Here is a 16,866-nt window from a genome sequence, read left to right as displayed (position 1 = left end):
GGCCAGGAAAAATGTTGCACAGGTATTATCTGTTTTATACCACAAGGTATTAATACACGACGAACAGTCAAATGTGATCGACCAACTAGAAAAAGAAAATTTCTTAGAATTGTTTTGCGCCCGGAAATGGTTGAAATAAGAAAAGGGGATAGGCCTTTCGACTTACCCCCTTTAAATTAACGCTCTCGGGGGCAAATGTAATAAATGTTTAAACACTTATTTATCATTGAATTGTCATCAGTTAAATACTGTTAAAATTTTATCTGGCTGTACAGAATGTGTTAGTTTCGTTTATTAACGAAAAAATCTAATGTTAAAGATTTCTATCTTTTTGTTTTTCATGTTGTTATGCCTGTGTGTTTCCGCACAGCTAATAAAAGGTAAAGTAATAGATATGCATACAGAACGCCCGCTGGGCGGTATTTCAATACAATTGAAATACACTAAAAAAATGAGTAGTGGCACTGGAGATTTTTCATTAATTGCCTCGGCAACAGATACTGTATGGTTTTCAGGATTAGGTTATGAAAGGAGAGATGTTCTTGTAAAAGATTGGAAATCGCCTGTAATGACAATTGCGCTTAGACCGACTTCTTTAGACCTTGAAGAAGTTGTTATTTTTGGTCAACGGAATCACAAAGCAGATTCACTAAAACTAAGGAAAGATTTTGCAAGAGAGTTCAATTATAAACCTATTGGTATTAAAGATGTTTTTGTAAATACTTATCAGCCAAGGGGCCGGTTTGAGTTTGTAAAGATTGACTTATTGCAATTGGCAAGGTTGTTAGGACGAAAAAATGATATTCAGAATAAGCTAAAGAAAAGACTTCATGAGGACGAAAAACGGGCTTATATAGATTCAAGATTTGGGAGATCTTTTGTTTCATCGCTTACTAAACTTGAAAACGATTCTCTTGATTTATTTATAGAACGATACATGCCTACTAAAGAAGCGTTATTAGAGCTATCTGATTATAATTTGATGCTGAAGATTAAGTCGGATTTGAGGACGTTTAGAGAAAAGAGGAACTAAACCTTAAAAATAAGGCACAAAAAAAAGGTAGTCTTATCCAAGCACTACCTCTTTTTAACCAAATATAAACCCAGTATGAACGGGATCTTTTTCTTTAAGACAATAATCGCACCATTGTCTGTTTTAATCGTTTAATAATCAGCTGCGCTGTATTAACAATACAAATGTAAGAATTATTTTTAGATAGTGTAATAAATACACTAAGTAATTTTTGAAATGACAATGCCATGATAATTCTATGCATAAAAAAGGAGGCAATAGCCTCCTTTTAATGATTTGATAAATATTTTAATTTGTTTTTATTTTAAATCTGTGATTTCCATCGTAAAATCTAATATGGAATTTGCAGGCACGGGGCCATTCTGTATATTTCCAAAACCATAAATTGAAGGAATGAGTATTCTGATTTTACCACCTTTTTGAATTTGCCTAATGCCCACTTGCCAGCCATAGATTCCATCGCTTAATTTAAATTTAACACCTGTTTTGGTATCAAATTCTATCCCATCTAATAATCTGCCTGTATAGTTTGCTGTTATATTTGTTGTGTCCTGATAGGTTATATTACCTGCTCCTCTTTCAATAATTTGATAAAACACTCCTGTTTCTGAGTCTTTTTGTGCATTAATGTTATTTTTTATAATGAAGGCTCTAATAGCTACTGTATCTATTGCAAGTTGAGCATATGGATCACGGTCGTCCTCGGGGAAATCTTTTTTGCAGGCTACAAGGCATCCAGCCATGCAGATGAAAAGTAATAAATGGTTTATTTTGGTCATGGTAATCAAATATATGTTTTTTTTAAATCATTACTTGAAGTTAATAAGTCGTTTTAGCAAAAGCAAATGTCGGTTTTTTAACTGTTTGATAAATACTTTGATCCAGAAGGCTGGAACGAGGTATAAAAAAAATGAATTTAAAATAACGGCCCTGGTAAGACCAGAGCCGGATGAATATCTTTGATTGTTATTCCAGTACTAAAAAAAAATAAAGCTGTTAATTAGGCTTTAGTTATTAAAAACTGCCTTAAAAGCATTTCTGCAGTCTTTGCCTATTTCCAGAGGTAGTCCATCTTTTAAGTAAAGTTGAATCTCACCTTCAGCGGTATAGAAATAACGGAAATAGTTGTTAATTTTATCCGGTGCTCCGGTAAATGGGTTGTTCTTTGTGCCAAACCATCTAGAATATTTGTTGTCAATCTCCTGAAGCTTTTCTTCAAAAGCCAGTTTTTTTTTGTCAGTAGTTACTACCTGCGTTTCGTTTATAATTTCGCTCATATTTTTAATAACGCACAAGATACGTAGAATATATCTATTGTCATGATAAATAGGCATTTATAGCGGCATTGTGACAGCTAAATGTTATACTTCTATATATCCTCATGCTTTTAGTTTTTAATCGCGATCAGGATATTTAATTTATTAAACATTTTGATCCAGCTTTGATAAGCACCTGTGTGTTTCGCGTCCTCTTCAGAAACAGTTTGATGGATAGCTAATTTTGTTTGATTTCCAATTGAGGTAAAAGTTACTGTAGTGATGATTTCCTCTGGCCAGCCTTCAGGTTTTCCTGCAGCTATAGATTCTACGGATTCGCCGTTTTCATTAGTAAGAATCATTGAGAAAACCATTTTTTCCGGAAATATAACTTGATCGTAAACGCCCTTTATCCAACAATTTCCATGTATAGGATCATGAATGCAGGAATGAAAGGTGCCACCTTCCTTTACATTGATGTACTTAAATTCGATGGTGCAACCATCGGGTGCATACCAGTGTTTTAATTGCTCTGGATCTGTCCAGGCCTCAAATACAAGTTCACGTGGGGCATCAAAAAGATGCGTAATGAAAAGCTCTTTTTTAGATTGTTCCATCTTCTTTCTCTTTAGTTTGTATTGTTTTTAGATAATTGTCTAGTTTTTCAAATTTGCTAACCCATTGTTTTTTCGATTGCTCAACCCAGTCAGCTACTTCATTTAGCTTATCAAGTTGAGGTTCACAATATCGTTCTCTGCCTATTTGCTTAATTACTACTAATCCGCATTCTGTGAGGATTTGGATGTGTTTGGATATTGCTTGTCTACTAATGTCGAAAGCCTCAGCTACGGCATTAAGGTTCAAAGGTTCTCTTGCTATTCTTTGAATAATTTCCCTGCGGGTAGGATCAGCTATGGCTTGGAATACGTCTCTTCTTGTTATCATTTTGCAATTATATGGTTGCAAATATAAATGCAATCATTTGATTGCGCAAGTGTTTTTTTCTATAATGCTAGTTTCTCAGAATGCCGACCTCACTTTTTTAGACGTCTTTATGGAAATGGTTTAATTTTTGTCGATATTTAAGACTATTTTAATTCCTCTGGTCATGATTAAGACGCTGAAACTTCAGAAAGCAGTAATTGCCTTTATATTGGGCATACTGGCACTAATTGCTTATAAAGTGATGAGTGTGAACAAAATGGAATCAAGTAATTACATGTTGTCGATTGCCGGATTTTTATTTGTCGCAGGTGCATTAATGCTCATTTATCCCATTCTTTTTGCAAAAAAAGATAAAGAAGGCTGTGTGGAGCTCGACCCCGAAATACAAGAAGAGATGGCTTCTGCAGAGGCGCAGGCGCCCGCAACCAAAGACCCCGCAGATTAAACCAGCCCACCCATATAAGGATCTGTTATCGAATCTTCTCCCGTTTCAACGTGTCCGGCATATTGCTTTGAAAATGCGCTATACCCCTCTAATTGAATTGTAAAATCATACCATCCTGAACTCCTTTGCAAGTCAATAATGAAAGTTTTCCTAGTTTTCGTGCTTAATAATATTGATCTGGTAATATCGCTTTTGTAAGCGTTGTCGATAACATTTATCTTTAAATCCTGATCACCTTCATTTTGAAAGATAAGTTCAATGTTGCCACTTGGCTTTTTGTTTAAAAACCCTTTAACCTCATAATGGCAATTAACTTTTAAGAAAGGATCATTTTTATCACCCTTAAACTCACGGAAAAAGCCATTAGGTGCACTTACGCATAAATTGTATTGCCCATCCCCAAAGTTATGTAACATTAAATGGTCCAAAATTTTGTCTCCATTTTTCACTGCATATGCCCAGGTCTTTCCTGCCTGCCCATTGTATAAATTGGTGGTGTAAACGTTAAAGGGCGCCCCAACAGGCAATATTTTTTGTCCGAAATTACCTTTGCCTGCCTCAAGCTCAAGTTCTACCTTGGTTTTAGAACGATCAAGATTACATTCTGCAAAGAGCTGGTATGGCAAAGTGCAAGCCTTACTTGTTCCACGCTCCTGTTGTGGCAAATAAGCTCCTGAGGTTATTTCAGCTTTTGATAAAGGGCTTGGCTTAACCTGTGCCGGTTTATTTTTTGCATTTTGAATATTTGTAACAACTTCTTCTCTTTTTAAAGGTGGTGGTGCAACAGATGACGTCCCTGCTGAAGGCCTGAAAGCTGATGTCAGATCGCCGCAAATTACTCTTCTCCAGCTGCTAATCTTATTGCTGCTAATTTTCTTCCCTGTTTTTTTGCTAAGTATGTTTTCTAAAAACATTAGTGAAGAGGTATGGTCAAAAACTTGCGAATTTACATAGCCTCCTTTGCTCCAGGGAGAGGCGATGATCATTGGCACGCGATAGCCTAAACCAATAGGGCTATCTTTTTCTAGCTCATAATCTGCATCAACAGAGATTCCTTCAGAAACTTTTCCGCTTGATGGGTCGTTAGGTTTTGGAACTACATATGGAGGGATATGATCAAAGTAGCCATCATTTTCATCATACGTAAGGATAAAAACTGTTTTTTTCCATACTTCAGGGTTCTTTGTTAAAATGTCAAGCGCTTCAGATACATACCACGTTCCATACAATGGTGAACTGGTGTGATCTGAGAATCTTTGTGGAGCTACCAGCCATGAAACGGTGGGTAGTTTGCCATTGTCAACATCAGAACGGAACTGATGGAAGATATCATTTTTAGGGATGCTGATGGTTTCTTCCTGTCCCTGGTCATTAGTAAAGGTAAATGGAGCAAGTTCCAGATAGTTAAACGGAGCATTTATATTGCTGGCAAATGCCTTGTCTATTAAATTCCTTTTACGGGTAGATAGCTTATTGTATTTCTCGGTTACCTGAGCTGCAGTGAGGGGAGGTTTACTTGTCGAATCACCGTTCTTTCTGAAATATGCCGCAAGCTTAACGTTGTAGCGTTTTACATATTCAATTGCATTGTCCCCGTAATTACCTAACCAATCATCTACATTATCACCTTGTAAATCAGCTGTCCATATTTCATTTTGGTAGATCTTCCAATCAATGCCATTATCTTCCAATACCTCTGGAAATGTATCCCAGTCTACAAAAGCACCGTCTCTTGATTCTGCTTGAGAATTGTTTACCGCTGCTACCGAACTCCCGTTTAACTCGGGGCGGATGTTCCCTGTCCAGAAAAATAACCTGTTTGGAGTAGTGCCGGTAAGGGATGAGCAAAAATTATGGTCACAAATCGTAAAGGCTTCAGCCATTGCGTAGTAAAAAGGAATATCTGTTCTGTCATAATATCCTAAAGACATAAGTGATTTTACAGGTACCCATTTATCATACTTGCCATTGTTTCGGGCCGCAAGCTGGTCAGACCAGGAGTGAGGCAGCCCGCCTTGCCAGGTTATTTTTGTTTTATTAATGTCTACGTGAAATGGTGCGTATGTTTTTCCTTCATTATCCTTTTGTAACCAGACCTTATCCTGATCAGGAAGTGTAAAAGCTCTTGGATCATTAAAGCCACGAACACCTTTGAGCTTACCAAACATATGATCAAAAGAGCGGTTCTCCTGCATCAGAATTACAATATGCTCTGCGTCATAAAATGTAGATCCTGGATCTGCTTCAATTGCCATTGCCTTTTGGATAGACATAGGAATTACATTGGGTAAACCCACTGCTCCAGACAATAGGGCAGCCTTTTTAATAAAGTCTCTTCTTGAGTCCATAATGGTTCATTTGGGTACTTTGTGTTTGAACCAAATGTAATAAGAATAGAAATAAGTTGGTAACCGATAGATTACCCCTTTAGCGCTTTCCAGATCAGGTCATGAATTTCCATCGCCTGTACATTGCTGTTGTTTAGCTTTTGATCCGTAATTAAAACAGGGTGAAATGCTGCAGGGGTGTTGATGCTGCCATGTGAGCCCTTAATTAAGGTGGCATCTAATGGAATAACATCCATTACATAACGGAAACCTGCTTTTTTTCTTAATAGTTTGTATGCCGCACGCGGTTTAGAAGACATGAACATTTCAACAGGGTCATACCCTGGTTTTTTATGAATATCTACGCATCTGGCATAATCAGGAGCTTTTGCGTCGTCAAGCCAGAAATAATAAGTAAACCAGCTTGCAGGTTCAGCAACCAATACAAAGTCGCCTGCCCTTTCATGGTCCATTCCGTATTTCTTTTTGCCTTCTTTATCTAAAACCATAGCAATGCCAGGAGTTTTTTCAAGAATAGTTTTTACCTGATCGGCTACGGATGGATCATTGATGTAAACATGTGCAATCTGATGATCTGCAACTACAAATGCTTTAGACGCCCCCGCATCTAATAATTCCAAACCTCGCTCTATACGAATCTGTAACAGTCGGTTTTCTCTAAAGATTCTGTTTAAGTGAATCGGTTTGCTTACCGGAACAATACCGTATTCGGATAGAATAATAATATTGGCTCCTTTTTTTTCATAAAATGTTACCAGGTCCTTTATCAATTCATCTATCTCACCAAGCTCCTTACTGATTTTATCAAAGTCGCTGCCGAATTTTTGTAAACAATAATCCAGATGTGGCAAATAGATTAAGGTAAGGGTAGGATTGTAAAGATCCTCAGTAATCATAGAGGCGTCAGCAATCCATCGGCTAGATTTTATATTTGCACCTGGCCCCCAAAATTGAAAAAGCGGAAACTGACCTAATTTATCCTGTAAAATATCACGTAGTTCTGCGGGTTCCGAATAACAATCAGGGAGCTTTCTGCCGTCAGCTAAATAGTTTGGACGTGGAGTAACACTGTAATCAGCATTTGAATACATGTTATACCACCAGAACATATTGGCGCAGGTAAAATCAGGGTCTTCTTTTTTTGCCTTGTCCCAGATCTTCTCTGCAAGCACAAGCTTGTTTGATTGCTTCCAGAACTTGATTTCCGAATCCATATGGTCGTACCATCCGTTTCCGACAACACCATGTTCTGTTGGCTGTTTTCCTGTTAAATAAGTTGATTGTACACTGGTAGTTACTGCCGGTAGCATTGGTGCTATTGCCCCAAGGTTTTTATCTTTTATGTATTGTTCTAGAAAGGGGGTATGCTTGCCAATAAGGTTCGAGGATAAGCCAACAACATCTATTACTACAGTTTTCTTCATCTTATATGTTCGTTTTAATTACCCAGTTCAGTTCATTACTGATAGATTGGGCAATCGGTAATTTTAATTGCTCCGGTAATACCTCCCAGGTATAAGTTTCTACTTCCAGATGGTTAGTAAAAGGAGCATTCTTTTGAAGTTCCAGAACGGTGGTAATATCATCCTGAGTAGATTGTAATAATCCGATCTCTTTAATTGATATTGGAACATGGAAATGTGCTCTCCATTGCACGGCTTCCTGGTTTTCAAAGTCTTCAAGAGCAGGAGTAAGGTCTGAATAACGAATCAGCCCACCATCTTTCTTTAAGGACACTACCTGATGCAGATAGGTTGGCTCATTAAAGGTCTGGAAGCTGTTCTTTATGATTTCTCTTTCCGCTTCTGATTTATCAAGATTTGCTTTTAAAGCAGCACTGATCTGTATTTTACCTACTTTAATGCCTTTTGCTTCAAGTTCTTTTAGAACCTCATCATGAGCTTCATAACCTATAGCAAAGTGACAAACATCATAGCAAAGGCAGAGGTGTTTTTTAATTAATGATTCGGCTTCAATGCCAGGAACATTAAATGAACTTTCAATTGCCGGAATCCCAAGTGGCAACAAATCATTCTCAAACCAGTCTATAAATTCCCTTCCGGTTTCAAGTATGCCATCAGGTTCAGGTTCCAGATCAAGGTGCATAATTTTACCTGTTTGCTCGCTAATTGTAATCAGTTCTTTTATAACCTCTATTACATTTAAGGTAGCGGTGCGTTTTGCCTGCGCAAAATCCTGATCAGTTTTAAACCAGTGCCTGTAACTAAGTGGCGATGTTGAAATTCCTCCATTCATCCCTTCAGGTAATATGGATTGGAGAATATTAAAAAGTCTGATGGTATATTCTCTTCGCGCGTCTGTTGTCCAATCAGGTGTATGTACATCTTCTTTAACCACCGTACGGTGAAATTCGCCATAAGGGAAACCATTCATCGTAAAAACATAAGCGTCATTTTCCTCAAGCCACTGCTTAAATTCAGTTAAAGCATCTTCTTTAATCAATTCAAGACTAGAGGTATTAGACAATCTAAGTCCTAGTCCAAGCGGTTGATTTGGGGAAACCGATTGTTTGATAACAGGAAAATTCTCTTGTAACGCTTTAAAATCATCATCCCAGTTTTTACCCGGATGTATGTTTGTGCAATAGGTTAAATGGCCAGTGTTAACTTTCATTATTAGTGGTTACTTATAGGTAAACCAGCATGTGTACTGGTAAAGTTTAAAACATAGTTGCTTGCTTCTATCAATAACTGATGATCCATCTGATGCACCTCTTTTCCGGTACCCAAATCAGTAAGCAGGGTAATGGTAAGTTTACCGCCAAGATGTTCCTGAAATTCTGCCAATCCACGAAGTATTGGAGATTCAGTATCGTTAATCTGGATAAATGGATTAGAAATATCAAAAGACAGGTGAAGCAGTACACTCAATATGCGCTGCAATTTTTCTTCTGTTAGCATTCCTGTCAGGAAAGAATAGGTGCTATCTAAAGCAATACCCATTGCCACAGCTTCGCCATGTAAAACGCTGAAATTACTTAGCTGCTCCAGTTTATGCGCACTCCAGTGCCCAAAATCTAAGGGTCTTGCTGATCCTGTTTCAAATGGGTCATCACCGGCAATATGGTTTAAATGCAATTGAGCACAACGTTTGATCAGGTAGTTCATCGTATCTAGATCCCTTGCAACCAGTTGTGCTGCGTTATCTTCAATCCAGTAAAAGAATTCGGGATCTTTGATAAGGGCCACTTTTACGGCCTCAGAAATACCCGAACGCCAATCTCTGTCGCTTAACGTAAGCAAAAACTGGTCATCATTAAATACTGCTGATGGTGGAGCAAAAGTGCCCAGAAAGTTCTTTTTGCCATTGTAATTGATGCCGTTTTTGACACCAATACCAGAGTCATTTTGTGAAAGTACAGTTGTAGGGATACGGATATGTTTAATACCGCGGTGCGAAACTGCAGCAGCATAACCAACAAGATCAAGTACAGCGCCTCCTCCAATGGCAGCAATGTACGAATGTCTGTCAATTCCATAAACATTCACTGCTTCAACCAGTTGGTCAAAAAGTGCAGTATCATTTTTTGATACTTCTCCGCCCGGAACAATTATGATGTCCTTAATCAGCTGCACATCTTTATGTTGCTCAAAGTAAGCTTTAATTGATGGTACAAGGTCAGGATGAGCATCGGCAACACCCTTGTCCAGTACGAAAAATATTTTGCGCAAGGCCTCCGAAGGCTTCTCCTTAAAGAAGTTTGCCAAAATGGGATTGCCTGTATCAAATAGCGAAGCAGTAAAGTATATTTTATACTCAAATTTTACACTAAACGACTGTTCTAAATAACTCATAGTTGAAAATTCCTGACTAAGTAACAGCGAATGCTTTACTTAGTAATATTGATAATGGTAATAAAATAACAATTGATAGGGCTACTTTCCAGTCGGCAAAAACACTAGCCCAGGCAGCATTCATTAATATTAATGCAATAACACCTGCTTTTACTGCTTTGCCTATGTTTGGGCCTATTGGATTTTGTATGGCTTTTAGCAGCGGTATAAATATCATTAAAGCAAAAGGTACAATAAATGCCAATGTGATGCGTAAGTCGCCTTTTGTAGTGGCGAAAAAAAGAATGCTGGCTATAACTACAGCATAAAGTACCGCAGCAAAATAAAGCATCTTTTTGCTTCCTCCGTGTACTTCACCTCTGCTAATCATGGTAATAGATGCAATATAGATAATAGGCACAAGGGCTAAAAACCACCATTGTTGCACCTGAGAACCAATAATACTTACACCTAACAGCAGATTTAATCCCCGGCACAGCCCCATATTCAGCGGGCCTAGTATAGAATGATGTTTAGCCCATCTGTTATAAGTTAGGCAGGCAATCATAATAGATACTGCAAGTACTGATGTTGTAGTACCAAAAAGGTTGGCCGCCGCAATTCCTATAAAGAAGAATACTGCGCCAAAAATGGTAGCTGCTTTCTTGCTTATTAATCCACTTGGAATTGGGCGCTCCGGACGTTCTATCTTATCCAGATCAGCATCATAAACGTCATTAAAGATAATTCCGCCACTGTACAAGCCTATTGTTGAGATGCAAAGCAGTATAACGGGTAGCTGTAAAGTGCTCCATCCCGTTAATGAAAAGGAACCCGAAATAGCTATGCCCGCCAGTACATCTGCAACAGAAGTAACAACATTTGCAGGCCGCATTAGCCTTATATATCCTAATAGTTTTTTCAATGTATACCTGATTAGGAAATGATGATAGAATTTTTATCTATTCTTGGTTGTTGCCCGCCACGCAAAATCGAATTGCTTTCAAATTTCTGACTTTGATCGATGTTTTTAACTGAAATAAAATCGTTCTCATCAATTTGTCCGCTTTGTGCAAATGCAGTTATGGCATTACTGTAACTCACCAGTTCAATATCAGCAAGGCTGATTCCCGATTTTTTCATTAATGCCGCAGTTTTAGGTACCGCAAGAGGATCCGAAATGCCCCAGTCCGCTGCTGAGTTGATCATGATCCTTTCAGATCCATATTGTTTTACCACCTCTACCATGCGCTCATTGCCCATTTTGGTAAAAGGATAAATGGTAAATGCAGCCCAGAATCCTCTGTCAAGAACTTCCTTAACAGTTTCCTCGTTATTATGATCTACAATTACTGAATATGGGGAAAGTCCATGTTCTATTGCAATATCCATACTACGCTGCGTGCCTTTTTTCTTATCTCTGTGTGGCGTGTGAATCTGCACAGGTAATCCTGATTCTTTTGCCAGTTCCAATTGTAAACGGAAATATTTTTCTTCGGCGGCAGTCTGATCATCAAAACCAATTTCACCTATACCAACTACTCCTTCTTTAAAAATAAAGTGAGGAAGTATTTCCATTACTTGTTCTGCCAGTTTTTCGTTATTGGCCTCGCGAGAGTTTAAACCTATGGTGCAATAATGCTTAATACCGAATTGTGAAGACCTGAATCTTTCCCAACCAATAAGGCTGCTATAATAATCGGTAAAACTGTCTACTCCGGTACGCGGCTGACCCAACCAAAAAGCCGGCTCTATTAAAGCTACAATTCCTGCATCGGCCATGGCCTGGTAGTCATCTGTAGTACGAGAGGTCATGTGTACATGCGGGTCAAAAAACTTCATCCCGCTGATGTCATTAAAATCAAGAGAAGTTTGAATTTTTTCTCCTTCATTTCTTTCCTGAAAATTATCATTACAGCACATAATTCAAAATTTATATTTTCTGATTCTTTTGTTCTATCAATTTGTAGATCTCCGGATTAACAGTTCTGTGGGCGGCTAAACGTTCTTGTACGTAGTCGCTTAAGGTATCCGATAATGCCTGGTTTGATCTCGCTTTTAATCCAATGATGTGATTAACGTCTTTCTCCGTAAAAAATGCTTTCAGGACCAGTTGGTTCCATGCTCCTTCCGAAAGGAAATGAGCAGGGTATGGATTGTGGTACATAATGGCTTCCAATACGGTACCAATATTACTGCGTATTCCATCCTCACATCTGGTAATCCATTCTTCAGCATAAGCTAAAAATGGCAAGGCCGAGTAGAGTGCAATTTGCTCGTTCATTTCAGAGCCAATAAATAATCCATTTATCTTTTTGATGTAGGTGTCTTTATACTCATTTGGAACTTGCATCAATAGCCAAACACGAGAAACCCTGTCGGCAGTCCACCCATTTAATGAAAAACCAGGTAGTAGCTCATCTATTTTTTTCTCGTCCTTTGTTTGCACCGCTATCGGCTTTTTTCCGGCCAAACGTGGTAGATGCGAAAAGGTGAGGTTTAATTGTATTGATTTTTCTTCTGTCTTAATCAATTCAATCTTATTCTCCAACCATAACAACGCATCACTGCTAAGATTTTGTTTAATGATTTGCAGAAAAAGATCATTAAGGCTTTTTATCCCTTCTATATCTATCAAAAGCATGATGTTCTTTATTATAAATTGACAGCTACAAAATAGTTGATGGCAAGTGCACCACTTATAATCAGAAGGCCAAAAAATTCTCTGGTTTTCTCTATATAAGGTTTGGTGGCCTGCATACTCTCAACTAAGCTTGGGCTTCGGTACTTCATTATCCAGTCACGCACTCCGTCTTTTGCAAAAAAGAGGATGATTGCGTAAATAAGATAGAAAGATATGGCAACAAGGTATACGATGGGATAAAAAAGATTAAAAATGGCAAATCCACAACAAATGGAAGCCACCATATAGATTGGTACCCAAAGCCATGAGTCTTTATCATTTAGGTTTACATACGCAAATAGTATAAATGCGACGCAGAAAATAGAGTTTAAAATGCTAAGTAGCATAACAATGAAGATTAAATTTGTGTGTATTTAATTAACAAATGCAAATAAACAGATAATTAACTCGATTTAATAAGGTCGTATTGTAAAAAAAGAAATAGGGGACACAAAAATATTACTTCTAATCTGTTGGTTTTTATGTAATTTCATTGGTAAAGTCTCTATTTTAAGGAAATGGTTATGAAGAATTTTTTGAGTTTATCTTTTGTAATGTTGCTGGTTCTATGTGTTAATGCTCAGCATAAGCTTGAAAAAATATGGGAAACAGACAGTATAATTAATCTGCCTGAATCTGTATTGCCTGATGTTAAGGCCGGCGTATTGTATGTGTCAATAATGGGAAATAGCCCCGATAATAAGGATGGAATTGGTGGAGTAGGTAAATTGGATGTGAAGGGAAAAGTGATTAATCTGGATTGGATTACCGGACTTAACGCTCCAAAAGGACTTGCTATATACGGCAGCAAAATGTATGTTGCTGATTTAACTGATGTGGTAGTTATCGACATCCCTACAAGCAAGATTGAGCTGACTATACCAATAGAAGGATCTAAATTCTTAAACGACGTTACGGTTAGCGATAAAGGCGTGGTGTATGTTTCAGATTCCCGGACAAAAAGAATACATCAGATCATTAACAATAAAGATATTGTTTATATGGAAAATATAGATGGTGTTAATGGACTCAAAGCAGTTGGCGATGATCTTTATATCGCTGGAGGAGGCAAAAATCTTTTAAAGGCCAATGCAAAGAAAGAGATGATCAAGATAGCAGGACTGCCTTTTGGTGGAGACGGAATTGAGCCAATTGGCAATGGTGATTTCTTGTTTTCATGTTGGAGTGGTTATATCTATTATGTATCTGCTAATGGTACTTCTGAACTATTGTTGGATACGCATCTGGAAAAGAAAAACACTGCTGATATTGGATACGATCCAGTTAAAAAAATAGTTTATATCCCTACTTTTTATAAGAAGAGCATAATGGCTTACCAGTTAAAATAGATTCCTTCTATTTGGCATTTAACTGCTTAACTTGTTCAAGCATATCATCAAGCGTCTTTCTATCAAGCGCTTTTCCGGCAGTAACCACAGCGAAGATCTTTTGGGTAGCTCTTATATTGCTCAGAGGATTTTCGTCAAGTAATAATATATCGGCCTTTTTTCCGGCGGCAATACTGCCATAATCTTTTTTGCCAAGGAAATCAGGTGAATTGGTAACAGATGCCTGTAAAGCCTGTAATGGGGTTAAGCCATATTTCACAAGCAATTCTAATTCTTTATGGAGGCCAATACCAGGGTAAGCATAAGAATTTAAATAGCCGGCATCCGTACCGGCCAATATTTTTACACCAGCTTTTTGCAGAAGCGGGAGCGTGGTTACCGTCTTTTCAAACAGCTGATGTCTGAAAGCAATAGCTTCTGCATCATCTTGCTCAACTCTTTTTACACGACCTTCATAGGTTTTTTGTAATCCTTTTCCTATATACTGCAGGTAGCTGTCATTTTTATGATTGTCTTTCTCAAAATAGGTAAGGATATAGTTTAGCGAAAGTGTTGGCGTAACATACATGCCATGCTTGGCCATATTTCTGTAAGTTGATAAGGCAGCTGTTTCGTCAAAAGTATCCATAACCTTTTGATTAAATGCTTTACCTTTCAGGGTGCCTGATGCAACTTCAGCTGAGATCTCTTTTTCTACTTTTGATCCGGCCTTAAGGGCATAGCCTAAATGCTCAACAGAGCTTAAACCTGCATTTGCTATTTGTTCCATCGTTAAGGCGCTTGGGATGTGTGCAGATACCCGATATCCACGCTGACGGGCTAGTTTTATAGCTTCTAAAAAGAGATCGGGCTTTAGCGTATTATCTGTTATTTTAACAAAATCGACATGCATTTTTTGTAAAGAATCCAGAGCTTGCGCTATCTCTTTAGTATTTCCAACTTCAATATCACCTTTCCAAACAGATTTGTGGCCCTCTAGTTTAGGCCCAGATGTGAAAATGGATGGACCAAGCAGTTTTCCGGTAGCAATCTCATCTCTCCATTGTAATACACTGGGGCTAATATCGGCTGCTGCATCACGTACGGTTGTAATACCATAAGCCAGAAATAGCGGTAACAGGTTCTTGTTTTCGTTGATTAAAGAATCGCCACCGCCAAAGTGCATGTGCATATCCCAAAGGCCCGGCATCAGATATTTACCTTTTGCATCCAATATTTGTTTTGAATTGTATCCGCTGATTAGCTTTTCATTAAACACGTTAATGATCATCCCATCTTTAATAGCTACGGCCTTTCCGGAAATTATTTTGCCTGTTTTAACATCAATGATATTTGCAGATTTGATAATTATATCAGCGTCTTTTTTCTGTGAAAACACCCCAGAGGCCGTTAAACAGAAAACGATAGAGAATATTAGTTTTTTCATTAGGAAGGATTATTTCTTAGCTGCTTCTTCAAGAACAGTTGTTATTTCTTTAAAATATCTTTTTTTGGCATGGCTAAGTGCATCAATGCCGTCTTTATCTTCAATGCTAATGTCGCAGCCGGCATTTACCAGAAGCTGGACAATTTTCACATACTTATCGCTTCCATCACCTAAAATAACGGCTTCCAGCAATGCTGTCCACCCTAATCTGTTAATATGGTCAATAGGATAGTTTTTGTCTTTTAGTAATTCAGTAACTATTGCGATATGACCCCTTTCGCATGCAGGTATTAATGCAGTACCATTATATCGATTAAACACTTTATAGTTCGCTCCCGCTTTTAAGCAAAGCTGAAGTATTTCTAGATAACCTGAAGCCCCAGCGTATAGAAAAGGGCTGTTTAGCATATTGTCTTGTTGATTCACATTGGCTCCGGCATCGATCAGCATTTTTGCGAGCGAAATACGATTGCTATAAGTGGCATTCATTAAAGGTGTTTCTCCTTTACTATTGCGTAGATCAACGTTTTTATTAGCAGAAAGCCATTCCGGTAGCTTAGTGCTATCGTTTGCCGCTATGATTTTAAAAACCTCTAATTCGTTTTGTTCCATGTTTTTTTTCTGCGAACAAGCATTCATTGCAATGCAAGTAAGGATGATAACAGATAAGATTCGGAAATTCATACGCAAATTTAGTTCTTAAAGCCTCAGCTAAATAGGACTGATTATCACAATAAAGGGACTAATTATTTGTTTTTCGAAATTGTTGGGGACTAACGTTCGTGTTTTTTCTGAAAAACCTGGAGAAATAAGAGGTGTCGTTAAACCCAAGAGAATAGGCAATTTCTTTAATATCAAGGTTTGTTAATGTCAGCATTCGTTTTGCTTCAAGCAAAATGCGTTCTCGAATAAGGTCTCCGGCAGTTATTCCTGATTTCTTCCTGCAAATTTGATTAAGATAATTAGCAGTAACATGTAGCTCTTCGGCATAAAACGACACCTCACTTCGAGCAGAATAATGCTGGTCGAGAAGTGTGAGGAAATTATTAATCAGACGATTGTCGGTAGTAAACTCCTGCAGATCAAAACAGTCTGAATACCATCTTTTCAATAAAATCAGTACAATTTGTAACCTGGTTTGAATTAATTCAGTTTCAAATTGCCCTGGGGTAGTCAATTCCTTTAATATTTGCTCTAGCTCCTGAACAAGATCCTGATATTGATCATTTTTAAGATGAAGAACAGGGAAGGCAGACAAGTTAAAAAATGGCAATCGCAGACTCCCCGGAAGCATAAACTTCTGCGAAAACATTAACTGATAACCCGATGTTTTTTCAGAGAGCTCCCATTGATGGGCCTGTCCGGGTGCAAGAAAAAACACCATTTTGTTATTAACGTTGTGCTCTTTAAAATCTATGGTATGCGTGCCACTACCTTGATCTATAATAAGGAGCATATAAAAATCATGCTTGTGTGCATGCGGAATGGAGGGCATGTTAATGGGATCGTGGCGTAGTAACTTAAAGTCTTCCCCGGTATAAGGAAGTTTAAAGATCTGTTCAATGCCCACCGTAGGTAATAACATAC

General features: G+C 37.9%; 18 protein-coding genes. 3 read left to right on the top strand and 15 right to left on the bottom strand.

Annotated features, from left to right (window positions below; genetic code table 11):
- Nucleotides 1–310: 310 nt before the first annotated feature.
- On the top strand, nucleotides 311–1,033 hold the full coding sequence (locus tag AC6CH7_RS18260) for a carboxypeptidase-like regulatory domain-containing protein (protein WP_498264108.1): 723 nt from the start codon (nucleotides 311–313) through the stop codon (nucleotides 1,031–1,033).
- Nucleotides 1,034–1,332: 299 nt separating this feature from the next.
- Here the strand turns inward: AC6CH7_RS18260 and AC6CH7_RS18255 are convergent, their stop codons facing one another.
- The 4 genes from AC6CH7_RS18255 to AC6CH7_RS18240 all read right to left on the bottom strand — a co-directional run bounded on the left by AC6CH7_RS18255 (nucleotide 1,333) and on the right by AC6CH7_RS18240 (nucleotide 3,234).
- Nucleotides 1,333–1,812 (bottom strand): FKBP-type peptidyl-prolyl cis-trans isomerase, encoded by a 480-nt coding sequence (locus tag AC6CH7_RS18255; RefSeq protein WP_498264107.1) that lies wholly within the window; start codon nucleotides 1,810–1,812, stop codon nucleotides 1,333–1,335.
- A 228-nt stretch (nucleotides 1,813–2,040) separates the two neighbouring features.
- A complete protein-coding gene (locus tag AC6CH7_RS18250) occupies nucleotides 2,041–2,310 on the bottom strand; it encodes a hypothetical protein (RefSeq protein ID WP_498264106.1) in 270 nt (89 codons plus the stop codon).
- A gap of 110 nt (nucleotides 2,311–2,420) precedes the next feature.
- Entirely contained in the window at nucleotides 2,421–2,906 is a 486-nt protein-coding gene (locus AC6CH7_RS18245) for an SRPBCC family protein (RefSeq protein WP_498264105.1), read from the bottom strand.
- Nucleotides 2,893–3,234, bottom strand: coding sequence for an ArsR/SmtB family transcription factor (locus tag AC6CH7_RS18240; RefSeq protein ID WP_498264104.1), 342 nt, complete (start codon nucleotides 3,232–3,234; stop codon nucleotides 2,893–2,895). Before AC6CH7_RS18240 ends, AC6CH7_RS18245 begins: the two co-directional genes overlap by 14 nt.
- 163 nt (nucleotides 3,235–3,397) lie before the next feature.
- Here AC6CH7_RS18240 and AC6CH7_RS18235 point away from each other — a divergent pair, with 163 nt between their 5' ends.
- On the top strand, nucleotides 3,398–3,679 hold the full coding sequence (locus AC6CH7_RS18235; RefSeq protein WP_498264103.1) for an isoleucyl-tRNA synthetase: 282 nt from the start codon (nucleotides 3,398–3,400) through the stop codon (nucleotides 3,677–3,679).
- Here AC6CH7_RS18235 and AC6CH7_RS18230 read toward each other — a convergent pair.
- From AC6CH7_RS18230 to AC6CH7_RS18195, 8 genes are all read right to left on the bottom strand, one after another.
- The gene (locus tag AC6CH7_RS18230; RefSeq protein WP_498264102.1) at nucleotides 3,676–6,027 is read right to left on the bottom strand and encodes a phosphocholine-specific phospholipase C; all 2,352 of its coding nucleotides are present in this window, start codon (nucleotides 6,025–6,027) and stop codon (nucleotides 3,676–3,678) included. The genes AC6CH7_RS18235 and AC6CH7_RS18230 overlap by 4 nt on opposite strands.
- A gap of 71 nt (nucleotides 6,028–6,098) precedes the next feature.
- Nucleotides 6,099–7,451, bottom strand: a complete 1,353-nt coding sequence (locus AC6CH7_RS18225; RefSeq protein WP_498264101.1) for an alkaline phosphatase family protein — start codon at nucleotides 7,449–7,451, stop codon at nucleotides 6,099–6,101.
- 1 nt (nucleotide 7,452) lies between these two features.
- Nucleotides 7,453–8,661 (bottom strand): metabolite traffic protein EboE, encoded by a 1,209-nt coding sequence (gene eboE, locus AC6CH7_RS18220; protein ID WP_498264100.1) that lies wholly within the window; start codon nucleotides 8,659–8,661, stop codon nucleotides 7,453–7,455.
- A 2-nt stretch (nucleotides 8,662–8,663) separates the two neighbouring features.
- Nucleotides 8,664–9,842, bottom strand: a complete 1,179-nt coding sequence (locus AC6CH7_RS18215; protein ID WP_498264099.1) for a 3-dehydroquinate synthase — start codon at nucleotides 9,840–9,842, stop codon at nucleotides 8,664–8,666.
- Between the two features lie 16 nt (nucleotides 9,843–9,858).
- Nucleotides 9,859–10,746 carry a UbiA-like protein EboC gene (eboC, locus tag AC6CH7_RS18210; RefSeq protein WP_498264098.1) on the bottom strand — a complete coding sequence of 296 codons (888 nt, stop codon included), beginning with the start codon at nucleotides 10,744–10,746 and terminating at the stop codon, nucleotides 9,859–9,861.
- 11 nt (nucleotides 10,747–10,757) lie between these two features.
- Nucleotides 10,758–11,744: a TatD family hydrolase gene (locus AC6CH7_RS18205; RefSeq protein ID WP_498264097.1), complete on the bottom strand. Its 987-nt coding sequence runs from the start codon at nucleotides 11,742–11,744 to the stop codon at nucleotides 10,758–10,760.
- Nucleotides 11,745–11,754: 10 nt separating this feature from the next.
- On the bottom strand, nucleotides 11,755–12,465 hold the full coding sequence (locus tag AC6CH7_RS18200; protein ID WP_498264096.1) for an EboA domain-containing protein: 711 nt from the start codon (nucleotides 12,463–12,465) through the stop codon (nucleotides 11,755–11,757).
- A gap of 11 nt (nucleotides 12,466–12,476) precedes the next feature.
- Complete coding sequence (locus AC6CH7_RS18195) at nucleotides 12,477–12,851, bottom strand: transmembrane 220 family protein (RefSeq protein WP_498264095.1); 375 nt, start codon at nucleotides 12,849–12,851, stop codon at nucleotides 12,477–12,479.
- A gap of 177 nt (nucleotides 12,852–13,028) precedes the next feature.
- On the opposite strand from AC6CH7_RS18195, the gene AC6CH7_RS18190 reads away from it, so the two are divergent.
- Complete coding sequence (locus AC6CH7_RS18190) at nucleotides 13,029–13,853, top strand: ATP-binding protein (protein WP_498264094.1); 825 nt, start codon at nucleotides 13,029–13,031, stop codon at nucleotides 13,851–13,853.
- A 7-nt stretch (nucleotides 13,854–13,860) separates the two neighbouring features.
- Here the strand turns inward: AC6CH7_RS18190 and AC6CH7_RS18185 are convergent, their stop codons facing one another.
- The 3 genes from AC6CH7_RS18185 to AC6CH7_RS18175 all read right to left on the bottom strand — a co-directional run bounded on the left by AC6CH7_RS18185 (nucleotide 13,861) and on the right by AC6CH7_RS18175 (nucleotide 16,864).
- A complete protein-coding gene (locus AC6CH7_RS18185) occupies nucleotides 13,861–15,279 on the bottom strand; it encodes an amidohydrolase family protein (RefSeq protein ID WP_498264093.1) in 1,419 nt (472 codons plus the stop codon).
- 9 nt (nucleotides 15,280–15,288) lie between these two features.
- Nucleotides 15,289–15,891: an ankyrin repeat domain-containing protein gene (locus tag AC6CH7_RS18180; protein ID WP_498264092.1), complete on the bottom strand. Its 603-nt coding sequence runs from the start codon at nucleotides 15,889–15,891 to the stop codon at nucleotides 15,289–15,291.
- 130 nt (nucleotides 15,892–16,021) lie between these two features.
- A complete protein-coding gene (locus AC6CH7_RS18175; protein WP_498264091.1) occupies nucleotides 16,022–16,864 on the bottom strand; it encodes a helix-turn-helix domain-containing protein in 843 nt (280 codons plus the stop codon).
- Between the last annotated feature and the right edge of the window lie 2 nt (nucleotides 16,865–16,866).

The sequence above is a fragment of the Pedobacter sp. GQ55 genome, assembly GCF_059758925.1.
The sequence above is the reverse complement of the archived record's forward strand: the minus strand, read 5'-3'. Positions and strand labels throughout refer to the sequence as shown.

Excerpts from the sequence above, each read along its gene's own strand:
- AC6CH7_RS18260 (WP_498264108.1), top strand. The coding sequence starts at position 311 with ATGTTAAAGATTTCTATCTTTTTGTTTTTCATGTTGTTATGCCTGTGT.
- AC6CH7_RS18255 (WP_498264107.1), bottom strand. The coding sequence starts at position 1,812 with ATGACCAAAATAAACCATTTATTACTTTTCATCTGCATGGCTGGATGC.
- AC6CH7_RS18250 (WP_498264106.1), bottom strand. The coding sequence starts at position 2,310 with ATGAGCGAAATTATAAACGAAACGCAGGTAGTAACTACTGACAAAAAA.
- AC6CH7_RS18245 (WP_498264105.1), bottom strand. The coding sequence starts at position 2,906 with ATGGAACAATCTAAAAAAGAGCTTTTCATTACGCATCTTTTTGATGCC.
- AC6CH7_RS18240 (WP_498264104.1), bottom strand. The coding sequence starts at position 3,234 with ATGATAACAAGAAGAGACGTATTCCAAGCCATAGCTGATCCTACCCGC.
- AC6CH7_RS18235 (WP_498264103.1), top strand. The coding sequence starts at position 3,398 with ATGATTAAGACGCTGAAACTTCAGAAAGCAGTAATTGCCTTTATATTG.
- AC6CH7_RS18230 (WP_498264102.1), bottom strand. The coding sequence starts at position 6,027 with ATGGACTCAAGAAGAGACTTTATTAAAAAGGCTGCCCTATTGTCTGGA.
- AC6CH7_RS18225 (WP_498264101.1), bottom strand. The coding sequence starts at position 7,451 with ATGAAGAAAACTGTAGTAATAGATGTTGTTGGCTTATCCTCGAACCTT.
- eboE (WP_498264100.1), bottom strand. The coding sequence starts at position 8,661 with ATGAAAGTTAACACTGGCCATTTAACCTATTGCACAAACATACATCCG.
- AC6CH7_RS18215 (WP_498264099.1), bottom strand. The coding sequence starts at position 9,842 with ATGAGTTATTTAGAACAGTCGTTTAGTGTAAAATTTGAGTATAAAATA.
- AC6CH7_RS18205 (WP_498264097.1), bottom strand. The coding sequence starts at position 11,744 with ATGTGCTGTAATGATAATTTTCAGGAAAGAAATGAAGGAGAAAAAATT.
- AC6CH7_RS18200 (WP_498264096.1), bottom strand. The coding sequence starts at position 12,465 with ATGCTTTTGATAGATATAGAAGGGATAAAAAGCCTTAATGATCTTTTT.
- AC6CH7_RS18195 (WP_498264095.1), bottom strand. The coding sequence starts at position 12,851 with ATGCTACTTAGCATTTTAAACTCTATTTTCTGCGTCGCATTTATACTA.
- AC6CH7_RS18190 (WP_498264094.1), top strand. The coding sequence starts at position 13,029 with ATGAAGAATTTTTTGAGTTTATCTTTTGTAATGTTGCTGGTTCTATGT.
- AC6CH7_RS18185 (WP_498264093.1), bottom strand. The coding sequence starts at position 15,279 with ATGAAAAAACTAATATTCTCTATCGTTTTCTGTTTAACGGCCTCTGGG.
- AC6CH7_RS18180 (WP_498264092.1), bottom strand. The coding sequence starts at position 15,891 with ATGGAACAAAACGAATTAGAGGTTTTTAAAATCATAGCGGCAAACGAT.
- AC6CH7_RS18175 (WP_498264091.1), bottom strand. The coding sequence starts at position 16,864 with ATGTTATTACCTACGGTGGGCATTGAACAGATCTTTAAACTTCCTTAT.